Source organism: Pseudomonas sp. EZ-C24 (assembly GCF_014525325.1).
GTDB lineage: Bacteria > Pseudomonadota > Gammaproteobacteria > Pseudomonadales > Pseudomonadaceae > Aquipseudomonas > Aquipseudomonas shirazensis.
This window is the reverse complement of sequence record NZ_JACDIU010000014.1, coordinates 1,036,970-1,052,745: the sequence shown is the minus strand read 5'-3', so window position 1 is coordinate 1,052,745 and position 15,776 is coordinate 1,036,970. Positions and strand designations below refer to the sequence as shown.

Sequence of the window (15,776 nt, the reverse complement as noted above, 5' to 3'; positions counted from 1 at the left end):
CTAGGGAGCGGCGGCCAGGTCAGTAAGCCAGGCCGCGGTCAAGCGAGGTGCCGATCAGGCGGTGTGTTCGCTGATGTGGGAGGTCATCAGCGACAGCTTTGGGAGGCTGTCCAGGTTGATCGCGGTGATCTCTTCTACGGCGTCCAGCAACGCTGGCTTCAGCGCTTGCATGCGCTCGGCAGGGAGGCGGACGCTGGGGCCGGCGATACTGATCACGCCGACGACCTGCTGCTGCGAATCGCGAATTGCTGCAGCCATCGAGGCGGCGCCAATTTCAAAGCTCTCGTCGACGCTGGCATAGCCCTGCTCACGGGCGATCTTCAGGTTGTCGAGCAGGTGTTCGATGGTGGTGGCCGCATTGGGGCCATATTCGCCCGGTTTAGCCAGGCCTTGCCGGTAGACCAACTCCAGCGCGCGCTCGTTGCTGAGGCAGCTCAACCAGGCCAGGCCAGACGCCGTGCAGCAGAGCTTGGCCTCGGCACCCGCATCGGGATCGTAGCGCAGACCGGAGCGGCTGCCCTGGGCCTTGGAGATCCAGATCAGGTTATCGCCATCTACAATGCTCAAGCGCACAAGCTCGCCGGACGCTTGCGCCAGGCGCTCGAGTATCGGCCGGGCTAGGTCGACCATGTCGCTCTTGGACAGATGCTTGAGCGCCAGTGAGACCAGCTTCAGGGCAAGCACGTAATTGCCGTGCTGATGCTCCTGGCGCACGAAACCCTGTTCGACAAGGCAATTGAGCATGCGGTGGGTCGCGCTCGGCGGAATGTCCAAGGCTTCCGCTACTTGTTGAAGTGCCAGCCCGGAGCTTTTGCCGGCGAGCAACTCGATGGCATGCAGGCCGCGTTCAAGCGCATTGCTCATGTTGTTTCCTTAGGTTTGCGATAGATCAGCGGCCCATGGATAGTGGCAGCCACCTCCGGACAAATGTTATCCACGTTGAATTGCCGATTCATCCGGTTTTTTGGCTCAGATCCTGAAGAACTGTCTGTAGCAGCCTAATTGCTCACTGAGCATGTGGCTACCAGCGTGCACGGGGTGCCCGGCGGCCTTTGCAGTTCGTAACAGACGAGTCTCTGCAGGTTGCATGATGATATCTGCAACCAAGGCCCCGGCAGGCACGGCGGCAAGCTCTAGCGGAAGTGGATCATCCTCCGAGAGGCCTAGCGGCGTTGCGTTGATAGCGATATCGGCCACCTCAAGGTGGTGTGGCTGAGCAAGCTCGCATCGGCCAGGCCAGTGCTGGCTTAGTCTGGCGAGCAGTGCATCGGCTTTCAGGGCATCCGGTTCCTGTAGATACAATCGGCCCACCTCTGCTTGCAATAATGCGACAGCGATCGAACTACCCGCACCCCCACCACCGGCCAGTACGACGCGTTTCCCGATCAGGTCATACCCTTTGCGCTGAAGGCTCAAGGTAAATCCCGCGCCATCGAAGTTATCCGCTTCCCACCCGCCCTGTTCGTTGCGGCGCATTGCATTGGTGCTGCCAGAAACCTGCACGGCAACGCTCACCGACTCCGCGAAATCTCGAGCAGCAAACTTGTGCGGAATGGTGATCAGCATGCCGGAAAAATTATCCATCGCCTGGAGGCCACGTATCACGGTCGCGAGTTGCTCAGGCCTGGCATGCACCGCGATCATCACTGCGTCTACAGCTTCATCAGCGAACACTCTGTTGAGAAGCTCTGGAGCCTTGACCTGCTTCACTGGATCACCGATAACCGCAAAAATCCGGGTCTTGCCAGTTGGGCTGGGTATCAACAACTGTGACATCTATTCTCTCCTAGGGGGCTGTCCCAGGCTGCGTATCCCGCACCTAAGCGAAGCAGCAGGGTATGGCTCGCGAACGTACCAGCCCATTGCTGCGACCGAGCCACTCGATTGAGTCAGAGGCTATGATATAGAAAAAGGAATTGAATTCCAGTTGATAAGTTGATTCCGATATTGTCCGGCTTTTTTGAGCCAGTTTCGACTTTCGCAACTGACCGCCTTGGCTGACGAGCAAGCTCAAGGTGGTTGAGAGCGCCAGCGCGGTGAACAAGCAGCCCCCATCCAAGCCGGTTGTGCGGCCGGTCGGCCTTTACCAGGCGTTCCTGTTCTGGCTCAAGCTAGGCTTCATCAGTTTTGGTGGGCCCGCCGGGCAGATTTCGATTTAGCGGTGCATTTGACCGGCCTGCAGCGGTAGTCTCGGTTGCTGTCGCTATTGCCCTGTTCTGCTTCAAGCTAACAGTGATCCAGGTTCTATTCGCTTGCGCCGGTGCAGGTTTGGCAGTCCATATGCTGTGGGTTTGATAGATGAGCGCGCTAGCGCAGTGACAGGCTAACGCTCGACTGCTTGCCAAGCATCACTGCCGCCGTTATCGCCGCTCGCGCCTGTGGGCTGTTCTTCCAGCAAGTTGACCCCAGCGCTGCCGAAGCCTGCGCCAGAATGTCGTCGACGCTCGAATCGCCCAACATCTGCAGTGACTCGATGCCCATCTGCTCAAGCCTGCTGATAACCGTCGGGCCTACGCCCTTGAGCGCCAGCAGGGCTGCGCGTTCGTCCGCTGAAAACGGCATGGGTACATCCTCTCTCCGTGAGTTTTGCCAAGCTTCACTCATATTCGAGGCCACCACAACCGAGGCAAGAGCGCGAGGTTTTATGCTTGGTAATCTTGCTGATATCTGCGCAAATTTGGCAGGGATCTCTCTTTATCTGGCTTTAAAGTCCTGCTTACGTGCTTTGCGGTGTATAGTGGCGGGCGAGTCCTCTCTCTGGGTGGCTCATCAGTGAGGTATCAGCATGTCCCAGTCTGCGACCCATCACGCTCAACTGCGCTTGAATGAGCAAATTGAGCAGTTCTTGTCCAAGGGCGGCGAGATCAAGGAAGTGCCAAGAGGCGTCAGCGGTTTCAACCCTGCCGCGCCCAAGGTGCACTGGACCAAGGCTCAGGCTGCCAAGACGCCGTGAGTCTGCTGTAACAGGTGTCCTTCGGCGCGTGCGCGTTTGCGCTGCGCTGGCTGGATGCCGAGTTGCGCGATTGCCGAATCACAGGCAAAGAAAACCCGCCAACGGTGGGCGGGTCTAAAGATCGTACGGAGCCTGTGTAGTATCTGACCGGGCTTGTCAGTAAAACGTGAAGACGATGTAGCAAGATCATTCAGGTAATCTGCAGGCAAAAAAAAGCCCGCCGTAAGGCAGGCAAGGATTCTTGAAGGGAGCTCAGGCAGGGTGCAATGCCCTGGTTAAGTCGGGATTAACAGTTCAGCCGTTGACCTGCACCGATGATCGCTTTATACAGGCGAGCTATTCAAGGAGCCTGGCATGAGCGACGAACACGACCTCCACGAACCCGAACACGATCACCTGCTTGATCACGAATTCCTCTATGAAGACTTTGCGCCCGAGGCCGATGCCCAGGGTTTACTGGATGAGGTCGAGGATGACGAAAGCACGCTCGATGACAGCGACGACGAATACGACCATCCTGCCTGGCACGATGACGTAGACGACTGACTCACGCCAGCACGCAGATCAAGCCGAGGGCACGCACTCAGCGCCGATCCAGCGAGAACCTGCCAGCGCCCGTCACGGCGAGCAGCAGCAGACCACCGACAATGCTCATGTTCTTGAAGAACTGCGTCATGTTGGCGCTGCGCGCAGGCTCGACCATGTCCCAGAACGGGTGGCCGATCAACGCGGTGCCGACCACGAACAGCGCGAACAGCATCGCCAATGGTCGCGTGTAGAACCCGAGAATCAGCACGATTGCAACGAAGAACTCCATGATCACTGCGATGGCTGCTGCCAGTGTCGGCACAGGTGCACCTATCGAGGTGAAGTAGCTGACCGTGCCTTCAAAGCCGGTCAGCTTGCTCCAGCCCGAGAGCACGAACAGGATCATCAGCAGGATGCGGGCGAGCAGGATGATGGCATCGCGTTGACCAGCGAACAGGGTATAGCGCATGGCGGGGTACCAGTGAAGTTGGATGATTTCACTGTAGCAGGAGTTGCGAGCAATTCTTGCGCGCAAACAAAAGGCGCCCCATGGGGCGCCCTTTACGCAATAAGTGGTGCGAGTGGCGGGACTCGAACCCGCAAGGCTCACGCCGGCAGATTTTAAGTCTGCTGTGTATACCAATTCCACCACACTCGCACGCTTGAAAGGGTCTGTGCGACCGGCACGTTGTTAAACAGGTGCTCTGCAATCAAGCGCGCTTTATAACCCATCGTTATAGATGCGTCAACAAAACACCCTCCATGCAGGAATTTCTGGTTGATCGATGAAGCCTGCAGTCCAGACAATCGACACGATAGTGTCATTAAGCCACTGTTCGCGACTTTTCAGGCGACCATGCTGCTCACTGCGAGCGAAATCACCAGTCCCAAGCGGCTCCGTCAGCTGGCTACTCGTCAAGAGCTTCGCTTAGCCTGTAAAGGGCGAGTAGACTCAACATTATGTTTATGCCTCAGCCTGTGGTGCCTGTGGAGTTTTCATGGTTTCAACCGACCACCCGGACCAATCCGAAATGACCGCCAACCGCTATGAGCAGCTCGTTCTGTCGGTGGTTGATTACGCTATCTATATGCTTGATCCCTCTGGCCACGTAGTGTCGTGGAATGCGGGTGCAGAGCGTATCAAGGGCTACAAGGCCGCCGAGATCATCGGCCAGCATTTCTCCGTGTTTTTTACGCCGGAAGATTGTGCCCAGAATCGCCCTGAGCAGATCCTGCGCAAGGCCTTGGACAATGGCGTCGCCCAGGATGAAGGCTGGCGCGTGCGTCAGGACGGCACGCAATTCTGGGCCTTGGCCGCGTTGGACGTGGTGCGTGATGAGCAGGGCCAGATCATCGGCTTGGCCAAGGTTACGCGCGATATCACCGACCGGCGCGAGTCTGCGCTGCAGCTCGACGCGGTACGCGCGCAGTTGTTCCAGGCGCAAAAGCTCGAAGCCCTGGGGCAGTTGACCGGCGGGCTGGCGCATGACTTTAACAACCTGCTGACGATTATCCTCAGCTCGGCGCGGATGGCCAGCAACAGCCAGGATCCGCAGCGGGTTCAGCGCCTGCTGGAACACATCATCGATGCAGGGCAGCGCGGCACTCAACTGACTCAGCAACTGCTCAGTTTTGCCCGCCATCGCCAGTTGAGTTCGGCGAGCATTGCTCCGCTCGCGCTGATTGACTCGACCCGTGGTTTGATCGAGCACGCGCTACCCGGCAGCATCGAATTCGAGCAGCAGCTGGCGGCAGAGCTGCCGTTGATCCAGGCCGACCCTGGCCAATTGCAGATGGTTCTGCTCAATCTGCTGTTCAATGCGCGCGATGCGATCGAAGGTGCGGGGCGGATTCGCTTCGAGGTCGATTGCGTGCAACTGGCAGGTGAGGTCGAGGGCCTGCACGGGCCGTTCGTGCGGTTTAATGTGCAAGACTCCGGCGTGGGTATCGAGGCGCATGTGCTGCCGCGTATCTTCGAGCCGTTTTTCACCACCAAGCCGTTTGGCAAGGGCACCGGGCTGGGTCTTAGCCAGGTGTATGGGTTTGCCAAGCAGAGCAATGGTGCCATCTGTGTGTCCAGCAAGGTCGGGGAGGGCACCAGTATGTGCCTGTACCTGCCGGCGGTGCTGAGCCCCCCTTAACGCGAACCCGACAGGCAGCGGCCATGGTTGAAGTACTCAAGCGAGTCGAGACAGGTATCGAAGGGCTGGATGCTTTACTGCGTGGCGGCCTGGTCGCTGGCGCGTCCTACGTCGTTCAAGGCCCGCCTGGGGCCGGCAAGACCATTCTCGCCAACCAGTTGGCGTTTGGCCACGTGCGCAATGGCGGGCGGGTGCTGGTGGCCACTTTGCTTAGCGAATCCCATGAGCGGTTGTTCCAGTGCCTGTCGACGCTGGAGTTCTTCGACCCGGCGCTGGTAGGCGATCAGATCCAGTTTGTCAGCGCGTTCGACACCCTCGAACAGGAGGGCCTGGATGCCGTGGTGCGGCTGATGCGTCAGGAAATTGGCCGGCAGCAGGCCAGCCTGCTGATCGTCGATGGCCTGCTCAATGCCCGCATACGTGCCGAAACCACGCTCGACACCAAAAAATTCATCTCCGAGCTGCAAGGGCATGCCGCCTTCGCGGGCTGCACTGTGCTGCTGTTGACCAGTTCGCGTCTGCAGGAGGGCAGCCCAGAGCACACCATGGTCGATGGCGTCATCGACCTTGGCGAGACGTTGGTTGGCAGCCGTGCCGTGCGTACTATTCAGCTGCGCAAGACCCGCGGCAGCGCTGCGTTGTCTGGCTTGCACGAGTGCCAGATCGATAGCGCCGGGCTGACGGTGTTCCCGCGTCTGGAGGCGCTCTACAGCCATCCCAGCCACCCTGGCTCGGAGACAATGGAATCTATCAGCACCGGCTCGCAAGCGCTGGACGACATGCTTGGCGGTGGCGTCAGTATCGGCTCGACCACATTGGTAATGGGGCCTTCGGGGATCGGCAAAACCTCTCTGGGCCTGGCATTCGTAGCGGCTGCGTCACCTGTGCAGCCGGCGGTGCATTTTGGCTTCTACGAATCGCCTACCCGATTGCGCCAGAAGGCCAGTGCCTTTGGTTACGACTTCGCTGAGCTGGAGCGCTCAGGGGCTTTGCTGTTGAGCTGGCAGCCAACCACCGAGGGCCTGCTCGATCAGGTCGGTGCGCGCTTGCTGAAACAGGTTGATAGCCTCGGTGCCAAGCGCGTGGTGATCGACAGCCTCGGTGCATTCAGCCGGCTGGCATTCGATCCGGCACGCATCAATGGCTTCTTCCGCGCCCTGATCGGCGAGCTGCGTGCCCGCGATGTGACGATGTTGATGACCTGGGAAATGCGTGATCTGTTTGGTGCCGAAGTCAGTGCGCCGTCACCCGACCTGTCGAGCATCGTCGATAACCTGATCCTGACCCGCTTCGTCGAACTCGATAGCCGGCTGCGGCGCATGCTGTCACTGCTCAAGGTGCGCGACAGTGACTACGACCCTGCGCTCCATGAGCTGTGCATGGGACCGAATGGGGTGGTTGTGCGCAAGGCTTTCGAAGGTGCCAGCGCAGTGCTTAGCGGCACGCCTACTCAGTCGGAGGGCGGCTGACAGTCCAGCGATGAAGACCATTTTGATCGTCGATGACGAATACCTGATTGCCGAGATCCTGGGTTATGCCCTGGAGGACGAGGGTTTTCTGGTGGAAAAGGCCAACAATGGCGAAAAGGCGTTGGATCTGCTACGCCAGAAGCCTATTGATCTGGTGATTACCGATTACATGATGCCGAAGAAGAATGGCCAGGAATTGGCCAAGGCGATTCGAGAGGATCCTGCGCTGGCACATTTACCGCTGATCTTGATGAGCGGCGCGCAAGCCGCGCAAGCAGATTGCAATTTGTTCGGTGCAGTATTTCAGAAACCATTTCATGCCAATGAAATGGTAGCCAAAGTGCGGGAGCTGCTGGGCGGCTGAGGGCCTGGCAAGATCCCGCATCGGCGGGCCGATCGGTCAAGCGCATCCGTGCGGCTTCAAGCGATGCAGGTTTCAGTGTTGCTCGTCGTGGGGCTTTTCCGGTGCGGGGCTGCCTGCCTGGATGCGTTTGAAAATCTCCTCGCGATGAACCTGAACATCTTTTGGCGCATCGATGCCGATCCTCACTTGCATCCCTTTGACGCCCAGAATGGTCACTTTGATATTATCGTCGATGACGATGCTTTCGCCGACCTTGCGGGTGAGTATCAGCATGTAGTTCTCCTTGGGTAATAACGAAAACCGTGCGGTCAGTTACCGCTGCGGCGGGAGCGTGTCCCTCTTCCTTCTCATTAAAGACGCTTTCGGAGGATAGTAATTCCCCCGTAAATAAAATCTGTTTCATGTCTCTAGCTGCAGGTGCCGGTTTTGCGGGTTGAAGTGCCCCGGCGGAGGTGCTCGGGGGCAAGAATAGGGGGCTTACGCGCAGATTGGAAATTTCTCTGCTTGATAGTGCATATAGACCCGCTCAATCGGACTCCTGCAGCGCCCGCAAAAAGTGCATCAAGGTCACTTCTTCGGGCTCAAGCCCCTGGCGAATGCGGGCTCGCGGCAGAGCACCGAGGCGCCCCAGCTGGAAGTGCTCAAGCACTGCCGGGTGGATGTAGCAGCGCCGGCACACTGCCGGCGTGTTGCCCAAGCGTGCGGCAACCTGACGCACAATCGCTGTGACCTGGCGCTTGGCTTCGGTTTCCGGCTCCCAGGCCAATGGCCGTAACAGATGCAGGGCCAGGCTGCTGCCGGCCCAGGTGCGGTAGTCCTTGGCGGTAAAGTCAGCGCCGGTCAGCTGTTGCAGAAACAGGTTGATATCGCTCGAGCCGATGCTGTGCCGCTCACCGTTGTCATCCAGATACTGGAATAACGTCTGCCCAGGCAGCTCCATGCAGCGTTTGACCAAGCCGGCCAGCCGCCGGTCGCGCAAGGTAACGTTGTGCTCCACGCCGCGCTTGCCCCTGAACTGGAAGCGAATGGTACTGCCCTTGACCTCGACATGATCGGAGTTGAGGGTGGTCAATCCATAGGAGTTGTTGTCGCGCATGTACTGGCGATTGCCGACGCGGATCAGGGTCGAGTCGAGCAGGCTGACCACCAGCGCCATGACCTTTTCCCGGCCCAGCCCTGGGCTGCGCAGGTGGGCGTCGAGCTGCTTGCGCAATTTGGGCAGCACCTGAGCAAAGGCCAGCATGCGTCCGTATTTATGCTCATCGCGCACTTCGCGCCATTGCGCGTGATAGCGATATTGTTTGCGTCCGCGAGCGTCGCGGCCGGTGGCTTGCAGATGGCCCTGCGGGTCGGCGCAGATCCACACGTCGGTGTAGGCCGGTGGGATGACCAGCGCCGCGATGCGCGCAAGCGTCGCCTCATCGCGCACCCGTTCACCGTCCGCGTCCAGGTAGATAAAGCGATCACGCCATCGGCGTCGGCTCAGGCCAGGCTGGCTGTCGTCGACATAGTGCAGGGAACGGGGCAGCGGGCAATCGAGCATGGGGCGGCATCCAGCGACCAAGTGTCTGCTCAATGGACAACGCCGTTGGCGTGGATGCTCAGAGTAAAACAGCGACCGATTTGATTTGCGCCCATAGCGCCTGGCCCGGGTGCACGCCGAGCTGGTCGGCGGAGTAACGGGTGACGCGCGCCAACAGCGTGGTGCCGGCCGCATCCAGACTGACCAGTAGATGGGCCGGGTTATCGGCGGCGCGCAGCTCACGCACGCGCACGGGCAAGCGGTTGAGAATGCTCGACTGGCTGTCTGCCGCCAAGGCCAGGCTGACATCGCGGGCCTGAATCTTCAGCCGGTGCGTGCTGCCAACTTGCAGCGAAGGATGGGCGATACGCAGCGGTTGGGCATCATTGCCGGGCAAGCGCAGGTCGAACAATTGATAGTGCGGATCATGGCCGACCACCAGCCCTTCCAGCACCACGCCGGCATCGTCGCCCTGAGCCAACGGCAGGTCCAGCCGCGCCAGTGTCTCGCTGATGGGGCCGCTTGCAAGCACCTTGCCCTGCGCCAGCAACACCAGGTAGTCGGCTAGTCGCGCCACTTCATCCTGGGCATGGCTGACGTAGACCAGTGGAATCTGCAGCTCTTCATGCAGGTGCTCCAGATACGGCAGAATCTCGCGTTTGCGTGGTCCATCCAACGCTGCCAGGGGCTCGTCCAGCAGCAGCAAGCGCGGGCTGCTGAGCAGGGCGCGAGCGATGCCGACCCGCTGCGCTTCGCCGCCAGACAAGGTGGCTGGACGGCGCTCAAGCAAATGACCGATGCCCAGTAGTGCACACGCCTGTTCAAGGCTGACCTTGCGCTGTGCCGCTGGCACCCGCCGCCAGCCGAACTCCAGGTTGGCGCGCACTGACAGGTGGGGAAACAGGCTGGCTTCCTGGAATACATAGCCGATCGGGCGCCGATGTGGCGGGAGGAAAAACCCGCTGGCACTGTCTTCCCACACTTCACCGTTGACCTCGATGTAGGCGCTCGACGCACGCTCCAGACCCGCCAGGCAACGCAGGCACGATGTCTTGCCCGACCCGGAATGGCCGAACAAGGCGCTGATGCCTGAACCTGGCAGTTGCAGGTCGACATCCAGGGTGAAATCGTCGCGCGCCAGGGTCAGCCGCGCCAGTATTGAAGCACTCATCTCAACTCCAGCCGGGCTTGCCACGGCGCCCCGCGTACAGCAGGAGCAACACCAGGAACGAGAACACCAGCATGGCTGCGGCCAGCCAGTGTGCTTGTGCGTAGGCCATCGACTCGACATGGTCAAAGATCTGCACCGACACCACGCGGGTCTTGTCAGGGATATTGCCGCCGATCATCAACACCACACCGAACTCGCCAACGGTGTGGGCAAAGCCAAGGATGCTGGCGGTGACGAACCCAGGCCGAGCCAGCGGCAGCACGACATGAATGAAAGTGTCCCAAGGGCTTGCACGCAGCGTGGCGGCGACTTCCAAAGGCCTTGATCCAATCGCGCTGAAGGCGTTTTGCAGGGGTTGCACCACAAACGGCATGGAGTACACCACCGAACCAATTACCAGGCCGGTGAAGCTGAATACCACACTGCCCAGGCCCAGTGCCTGAGTGGCTTGGCCCAGCCAGCCGTGCGGGCCGAGGGCGATCAGCAGGTAAAAGCCGATCACCGTCGGCGGCAGCACCAATGGCAGAGCGACCACCGCGCCGACCGGGCCGCGCAACCACGAGCGGGTCCGCGCCAGCCACCAGGCAATCGGTGTACCTATGACGAGCAGAATCAGAGTAGTCAGGCTGGCCAGTTTGAAGGTCAGCCAGATCGCTCCGAAGTCTGCAGCATCAAGCGGCATCAGATCTGATAACCATAGGATTTGATCACGGCTGTGGCCTTGGGGCCTTTGAGGTAGTCGATAAACGCCTTGGCAGCGGGGTTGTCCTTGCCCTTGTTGAGGATTACCGCATCCTGGCGGATCGGGTCATGCAGGCTGGACGGGACGATCCAGGCCGAGCCGTTTTCGACTTTGCCATCTTTGTAGATCTGCGACAGGGCGACAAAGCCCAGCTCAGCGTTGCCGGTGGAAACGAACTGGAACGCCTGGGTGATGTTCTGGCCTTCGACGAGCTTGCCTTTGGTGGCTTCAGTCAGGTTCAGCTTGGCCAGCACCTGAGTCGCTGCCAGGCCGTAGGGAGCGGTCTTGGGGTTGGCGATTGACAGGTGCTTGTAGTCATTTTTTTTCAGCACTTCGCCTTGCGCGTCGACGTAGCCTGGCTTGGCAGACCAGAGTGCCAAGGTGCCGATGGCGTAGGTGAAGCGCGAGCCTTCAACGGTCTGCTTTTCTTGCTCAAGCTTGGCCGGAGTGCTGTCATCGGCCGCCAGGAATACTTCAAAAGGTGCGCCGTTGTTGATCTGCGCATAGAACTGGCCCGTCGCGCCGAAGGAGGCCACAAGCTTGTGTCCGGTGTCCTTCTCGAAGTCTTTGGCAATCGCCTGGATCGGCGCGGTGAAATTGGCTGCGACGGCAACTTGAACTTCATCGGCCCAGGCATTGGTGCAGGCGAGCAGGGTGGCCGCCGTTGCAGCCAGGTAGGGCAAACGCATACGCATGAGGCAACTCTCCGAGAGCAGGTTATCGTTATATACGGGACTATATAGCGAGAGTCGACTCTACGGGAAGGGCCATAATCGCGGGATCGAATCAGCGCCCTAATTGCTCCAGCGCGCGCTCGGCAATGTCTCTGGTCAGCTCTGTCGCAGGCAGGTGTCGGCCAAGGCGCAAAGCCTGGCCGGCCCACAGATTGCTGAAGTCACTGCTGCCCGCGCTATCGCTGATCGCCCGCAGCGGCATCAACGCGCCGCCTGCCAGGGGGAAGGCGGGGGCCAGATCGCTCATCGGGCCAAGTTCGCGCATGATGCGGTTGTTGATGCCACGCGCGGGCCGCCCGGTGAACAGGTTGGTCAGCGCTGTGTCACTGGCGGGGGCGGTATCCAGCGCCTGGCGGTGGGCTGCAGATACCTTCGCCTCCGGGCAGAACAGGTAGGCAGTGCCGATCTGCACCGCCGAGGCGCCAAGAGCCAGTGCGGCCACCAGGCCGCGGTGATCGGCAATGCCACCGGCGCCGATCACCGGCAGTCGCACTGCGTCGACAATTTGCGGGATCAAGGCGAAGGTGCCGATCTGGCTGGTGATGTCATCGCTAAGGAACATGCCGCGATGGCCGCCGGCTTCATAGCCCATGGCGATGATCGCATCGCAACCGTGCTGTTCCAGCCAGAGCGCCTCCTGCACCGTGGTCGCACTCGACAGCACTTTGGCGCCGGTGGCCTTGACCCGCTGCAGCAGGCTGGCAGTGGGCAGGCCGAAGTGAAAGCTGACCACCTGCGGGCGCAGTTCTTCAACCAGTTGGCAGCTGTGCTCATCGAATGGCGCACGGTTGGATACCGGCGTCGGCGCGGCGAAATCAGCGCCCAGCTCCTGATAATACGGCTGTAGGGCCTGCTTCCAGCGCAGTGCGCGGGCTGCATCAGCGGGCGGCGGTTGATGGCAGAAGAAGTTCAGGTTCAAAGGCCCTGCGCAGGCGGCGCGGAACGCTGCCACTTCACTGCGCACCTGATCCAGGCTGAGCATGGCGCAGGGCAGAGCGGCCAGGCCACCAGCCGTGCCCACAGCGATGGCCATGGGTGAGCCGGTGGCTCCGGCCATCGGTGCTTGCAGGATCGGCACATCGATGCCGAGCAGATCCAGGATACGGCGGTCTGGCCAGTTGCTCATGTGCACTCCTGTCAACTCTGTTTCAACTCGGCGCCCAGCCAGGGCCAGGTTTACAGGGCCTTGCTGACTTTGATGTCGCTGATCTTGGCGACGTCATCGCCATGGATCTGTTGCAGCGCCAGGCGCGCCTGCTCTTCGGAGTTGTCCGGCATCACGGCGAAGTCGAAGCGTTGCTCGCCATCGAGCTTGTATTTGATCACGTACTTGATGTTCTGGGTCATGGCGGGCTTATCTCAGTTGCGACGACGAGCGACGCACGATTTTGATCTTGTGCGTGAAGGTTGGCTTGCGCGTGACCGAGATCGGCCGGGGCGTGGTCGTGTCGAGGGTGATGTTCCAAAAACCGGTGCTCGGCACGACGATCTTCGCCGGGAACTGGTCGAACGCGCCGCCATGGTAGGTGTGACGCCCGCCATTCTTGAAACTGCGGAAATTGGCGTCGTTCATCAGGCGAATGTTGCAGCGCTGGGAGCACTCGATCACGACAATGTCGTCCTCGTTGAGGTGCTCGCGCTGGTGTACGAATTTCATGTGATGCTCCGCAAAGTTTATTCGTGCAAATGCGCAAGATATCACGATGTAGCGGTACACTCCCGCCCCTGATGGCCGGGGTAGGGATAAATCCGCCAAAGCAGGGAGCAAACCCGCCCGGTTGTTGTCATACACATTCTTTAAAGCAGGCAGAGGTATTCCAATGAAGTGGGCGGTGGCGGCGATGACCTTGACTCTGGGCGGCTGTGTAAGTGTCGCTGAGCTGGAGCAATCGCGAGAAACCATGGATGTGATGTCTGGCAAGGCGCCTCAGGTGTACGCCGACTGCATCAAGGCCGAGTTGGCGAGCAGCCGCGACGCGCTGGTGCAGGAAAAGCGCGGCGACGGCCTGCGCCTGATAGTGCCGCAGAAGCTGACCGCGGGTGCGGGTCCTGCTGCGTTGATTGACATCGACAAGCGTGGTAGCGGCAGCAGCATCAAGCTGCGCGAGCGGCTGAACAACTTCCCGCTGCGCTTGGGTGATGTGCGCGCAGCCACGACCAAATGCATCTCCGGATCTTGATCCAGCTCAGCTAAACGGCCATTTAGCGGGCCAATTGTCATGTTCTTGTCCGGTAGGCGTTGTTGCCTGCCGGAGGATAAGCCTACTATTTTTGTGCTTATACCTTTTAAGCCTAAGCTTATAACAAGGAAATGGAGCGTCCCGTGATGAATCCGTTGAGTCGTTTTGCGATCAGCACTGCGCTGATCCTGGCCTGGCCCGCGGCGCATGCCGCCGAAGGCCAGAAAATCTTCACCCAGGGTGGGGCCAACCCTGCTGCGATGGCCTGCCTGGGCTGTCATGGCCCCGATGCCAAGGGCATCGCCGCTGCAGGGTTTCCGCGGCTGGCCGGCTTGTCGGCCGGGTATCTGAACAAGCAGCTGCAGGACTTTCGCAGTGGCAGCCGCAAGCAGCCGGTGATGGAGCCGCTGGCCAAGGCCTTGAGCGCGCAGGAAGCCAAAGCCGTCAGCGAGTACCTGGCCAGCCTGCCGAGTGACCCGGCACCTGATCTGCGTCGCCAGCAGATTGCCACCGACCCGGTGTCGCGCTTGGCCCTGTACGGCGACTGGGACCGGCAAATCCCGGGTTGTGTGCAGTGCCACGGGCCAGGCGGCAGCGGTGTCGGTGAGCACTTCCCGCCACTGGCGGGGCAGCCTGCGGCGTACCTGGTGGCGCAGCTCAATGCCTGGCGCGACGGCAGCCGTAGCAATGACCCCAATCAGTTGATGGTCGGCGTGGCCAAGGCCATGACCGATGCCGAGATCACGGCAGTTGCCGAGTTCTTCGCCCATCCACTGGCCCAGGAGGTCAAGCCATGAAGCCGATCATTGCCACCCTGTTGTTGGCCATGGGTAGCGCCCAGGCTGCCACGCCGATTGCCATGGAAGATCAATCCCAGCTCAAGGTGCCCGGCACGCAGGCCACAGTGCAGTTCGCGCCGCCCGCTGAAACCCAGATCCCGGACAACGCCTTTGGCCAGATGGTCCGCGAGGGCCATGCCTTGTTTGTCGATACCCGCCGGCTGATGCCCGAGGCTGTGGGCAACGGCATGAACTGCAGCAACTGCCACCTTGATCAGGGCCGTATGGCGTTTTCTGCGCCGCTGTGGGGCGCTTATCCGATGTACCCGGCATATCGCAAGAAAAATGACAAGGTCAACACCTTCGCCGAACGCATCCAGGGCTGCTTCCAGTTCAGCATGAACGGCAAGCCGCCTGCGGCGGATAGCCCGCAGATGACCGCACTGAGCGTTTACTCATACTGGCTGTCGACCAATGCGCCGACCGCGGTCGAGACACCTGGCCGTGGTTATCCCGAAGTGCCTCAGCCCAAGGGTGGGTATGACTTCAAACGCGGCAAGCAGGTGTATCGCGAGCAATGTGCGATCTGCCACGGCGATCAAGGCGAAGGCCAGCAGGTGGCAGGTGAATACGTGATGCCACCGCTATGGGGCAAGGACTCCTACAACTGGGGCGCTGGCATGCACCGGATCAATACGGCGGCGTCGTTCATCAAGTACAACATGCCACTTGGCAAGCCCGGCAGCCTCAGTGATCAGCAGGCATGGGATGTCGCTGCATGGATCAATCGCCACGAACGGCCGCAGGACCCGCGCCTGGTGGAAGGTTCAGTCGAAAAAACCCGATTGAAGTTTCATGCCAATGACGGCGTCAACCTGTATGGGCAAAAGGTCGAAGGCATGCTGATCGGGCAGGGGATAACCCGGTAACGCTTGCGGTAGACACTTCTGATGCGCGTCTTTTTGCGTATGCACTGGCGTGAAAATGACGCGCTTCGAAGCGGGTTCAGGGTTACCAGAGCCCGCTGTCAGCGGGGCAAACCTGCCGGCAACAGGCTGAATATTTGCGATCCGTTGGAACTAACTACACTGGGGTATCTCTATCATGGCAGCGGTCGCTTCAGGCTGGGCATTGTAAGGTGCGCGCCGCCTGATTAGACTGCGCCGAATTTCGTACGCTAAGCCCTTGTTAAG

At 60.2% G+C, this 15,776-nt stretch carries 20 protein-coding genes, 1 tRNA gene and 1 pseudogene; 9 read left to right on the top strand and 13 right to left on the bottom strand.

The genetic code is table 11. From position 1 onward, the window contains the following. Positions 1-54: 54 nt before the first annotated feature. Complete coding sequence (locus tag IDM28_RS14185) at positions 55-864, bottom strand: IclR family transcriptional regulator (RefSeq protein ID WP_188036270.1); 810 nt, start codon at positions 862-864, stop codon at positions 55-57. 105 nt (positions 865-969) lie between these two features. After that, a complete protein-coding gene (locus IDM28_RS14180) occupies positions 970-1,776 on the bottom strand; it encodes a shikimate dehydrogenase family protein (RefSeq protein ID WP_188036269.1) in 807 nt (268 codons plus the stop codon). A 239-nt stretch (positions 1,777-2,015) separates the two neighbouring features. On the opposite strand from IDM28_RS14180, the pseudogene IDM28_RS24050 reads away from it, so the two are divergent. Then, a pseudogene (locus IDM28_RS24050) lies at positions 2,016-2,156 on the top strand (chromate transporter); the annotation flags it as partial. A 151-nt stretch (positions 2,157-2,307) separates the two neighbouring features. On the opposite strand, the gene IDM28_RS14175 reads toward IDM28_RS24050, so the two are convergent. Further along, positions 2,308-2,562: a Pathogenicity locus gene (locus tag IDM28_RS14175; RefSeq protein WP_101320707.1), complete on the bottom strand. Its 255-nt coding sequence runs from the start codon at positions 2,560-2,562 to the stop codon at positions 2,308-2,310. Positions 2,563-2,785: 223 nt separating this feature from the next. On the opposite strand from IDM28_RS14175, the gene IDM28_RS14170 reads away from it, so the two are divergent. Together IDM28_RS14170 and IDM28_RS14165 are read left to right on the top strand one after the other, a co-directional pair. Continuing rightward, a complete protein-coding gene (locus IDM28_RS14170) occupies positions 2,786-2,953 on the top strand; it encodes a hypothetical protein (protein ID WP_178080775.1) in 168 nt (55 codons plus the stop codon). A 354-nt stretch (positions 2,954-3,307) separates the two neighbouring features. After that, the gene (locus tag IDM28_RS14165; protein ID WP_101320705.1) at positions 3,308-3,499 is read left to right on the top strand and encodes a hypothetical protein; all 192 of its coding nucleotides are present in this window, start codon (positions 3,308-3,310) and stop codon (positions 3,497-3,499) included. Between the two features lie 37 nt (positions 3,500-3,536). Here the strand turns inward: IDM28_RS14165 and IDM28_RS14160 are convergent, their stop codons facing one another. Continuing rightward, complete coding sequence (locus IDM28_RS14160; RefSeq protein ID WP_150568830.1) at positions 3,537-3,950, bottom strand: DoxX family protein; 414 nt, start codon at positions 3,948-3,950, stop codon at positions 3,537-3,539. A 104-nt stretch (positions 3,951-4,054) separates the two neighbouring features. Then, positions 4,055-4,139: transfer RNA gene (locus tag IDM28_RS14155), tRNA-Leu, on the bottom strand. A gap of 340 nt (positions 4,140-4,479) precedes the next feature. Between IDM28_RS14155 and IDM28_RS14150 the strand changes: the two genes are divergently transcribed. From IDM28_RS14150 to IDM28_RS14140, 3 genes are read left to right on the top strand one after another with little or no spacing between them, the layout of a single operon-like run. After that, positions 4,480-5,622 carry a two-component system sensor histidine kinase NtrB gene (locus IDM28_RS14150; protein ID WP_188036268.1) on the top strand — a complete coding sequence of 381 codons (1,143 nt, stop codon included), beginning with the start codon at positions 4,480-4,482 and terminating at the stop codon, positions 5,620-5,622. A gap of 23 nt (positions 5,623-5,645) precedes the next feature. After that, the gene (locus IDM28_RS14145; RefSeq protein ID WP_188036267.1) at positions 5,646-7,091 is read left to right on the top strand and encodes an ATPase domain-containing protein; all 1,446 of its coding nucleotides are present in this window, start codon (positions 5,646-5,648) and stop codon (positions 7,089-7,091) included. Between the two features lie 10 nt (positions 7,092-7,101). Continuing rightward, positions 7,102-7,455, top strand: coding sequence for a response regulator (locus IDM28_RS14140; RefSeq protein WP_101320697.1), 354 nt, complete (start codon positions 7,102-7,104; stop codon positions 7,453-7,455). Between the two features lie 72 nt (positions 7,456-7,527). Here IDM28_RS14140 and csrA read toward each other — a convergent pair whose 3' ends face one another. The 8 genes from csrA to IDM28_RS14100 form a co-directional block, all read right to left on the bottom strand. After that, positions 7,528-7,728: a carbon storage regulator CsrA gene (csrA, locus tag IDM28_RS14135; protein WP_101320695.1), complete on the bottom strand. Its 201-nt coding sequence runs from the start codon at positions 7,726-7,728 to the stop codon at positions 7,528-7,530. Positions 7,729-7,981: 253 nt separating this feature from the next. Further along, a complete protein-coding gene (locus IDM28_RS14130; protein ID WP_188036266.1) occupies positions 7,982-8,998 on the bottom strand; it encodes a DNA topoisomerase IB in 1,017 nt (338 codons plus the stop codon). A 58-nt stretch (positions 8,999-9,056) separates the two neighbouring features. Next, complete coding sequence (gene modC, locus IDM28_RS14125; RefSeq protein WP_188036265.1) at positions 9,057-10,148, bottom strand: molybdenum ABC transporter ATP-binding protein; 1,092 nt, start codon at positions 10,146-10,148, stop codon at positions 9,057-9,059. A 1-nt stretch (position 10,149) separates the two neighbouring features. Beyond that, positions 10,150-10,830: a molybdate ABC transporter permease subunit gene (gene modB / locus IDM28_RS14120; RefSeq protein ID WP_101320689.1), complete on the bottom strand. Its 681-nt coding sequence runs from the start codon at positions 10,828-10,830 to the stop codon at positions 10,150-10,152. Beyond that, on the bottom strand, positions 10,830-11,585 hold the full coding sequence (gene modA / locus IDM28_RS14115; RefSeq protein ID WP_188036264.1) for a molybdate ABC transporter substrate-binding protein: 756 nt from the start codon (positions 11,583-11,585) through the stop codon (positions 10,830-10,832). Before modA ends, modB begins: the two co-directional genes overlap by 1 nt. 91 nt (positions 11,586-11,676) lie before the next feature. After that, positions 11,677-12,750 (bottom strand): NAD(P)H-dependent flavin oxidoreductase, encoded by a 1,074-nt coding sequence (locus IDM28_RS14110; RefSeq protein WP_101320685.1) that lies wholly within the window; start codon positions 12,748-12,750, stop codon positions 11,677-11,679. A gap of 50 nt (positions 12,751-12,800) precedes the next feature. Continuing rightward, positions 12,801-12,971 (bottom strand): hypothetical protein, encoded by a 171-nt coding sequence (locus IDM28_RS14105; protein ID WP_178080774.1) that lies wholly within the window; start codon positions 12,969-12,971, stop codon positions 12,801-12,803. 7 nt (positions 12,972-12,978) lie between these two features. Continuing rightward, a complete protein-coding gene (locus IDM28_RS14100; protein WP_101320683.1) occupies positions 12,979-13,281 on the bottom strand; it encodes a DUF1883 domain-containing protein in 303 nt (100 codons plus the stop codon). Positions 13,282-13,444: 163 nt separating this feature from the next. On the opposite strand from IDM28_RS14100, the gene IDM28_RS14095 reads away from it, so the two are divergent. The 3 genes from IDM28_RS14095 to IDM28_RS14085 all read left to right on the top strand — a co-directional run bounded on the left by IDM28_RS14095 (position 13,445) and on the right by IDM28_RS14085 (position 15,512). Next, positions 13,445-13,804: a hypothetical protein gene (locus IDM28_RS14095; protein ID WP_101320681.1), complete on the top strand. Its 360-nt coding sequence runs from the start codon at positions 13,445-13,447 to the stop codon at positions 13,802-13,804. Positions 13,805-13,950: 146 nt separating this feature from the next. Beyond that, positions 13,951-14,601 carry a c-type cytochrome gene (locus IDM28_RS14090; RefSeq protein WP_101320679.1) on the top strand — a complete coding sequence of 217 codons (651 nt, stop codon included), beginning with the start codon at positions 13,951-13,953 and terminating at the stop codon, positions 14,599-14,601. After that, on the top strand, positions 14,598-15,512 hold the full coding sequence (locus IDM28_RS14085) for a c-type cytochrome (RefSeq protein ID WP_150571748.1): 915 nt from the start codon (positions 14,598-14,600) through the stop codon (positions 15,510-15,512). Before IDM28_RS14090 ends, IDM28_RS14085 begins: the two co-directional genes overlap by 4 nt. The last annotated feature ends 264 nt before the right edge of the window (positions 15,513-15,776 follow it).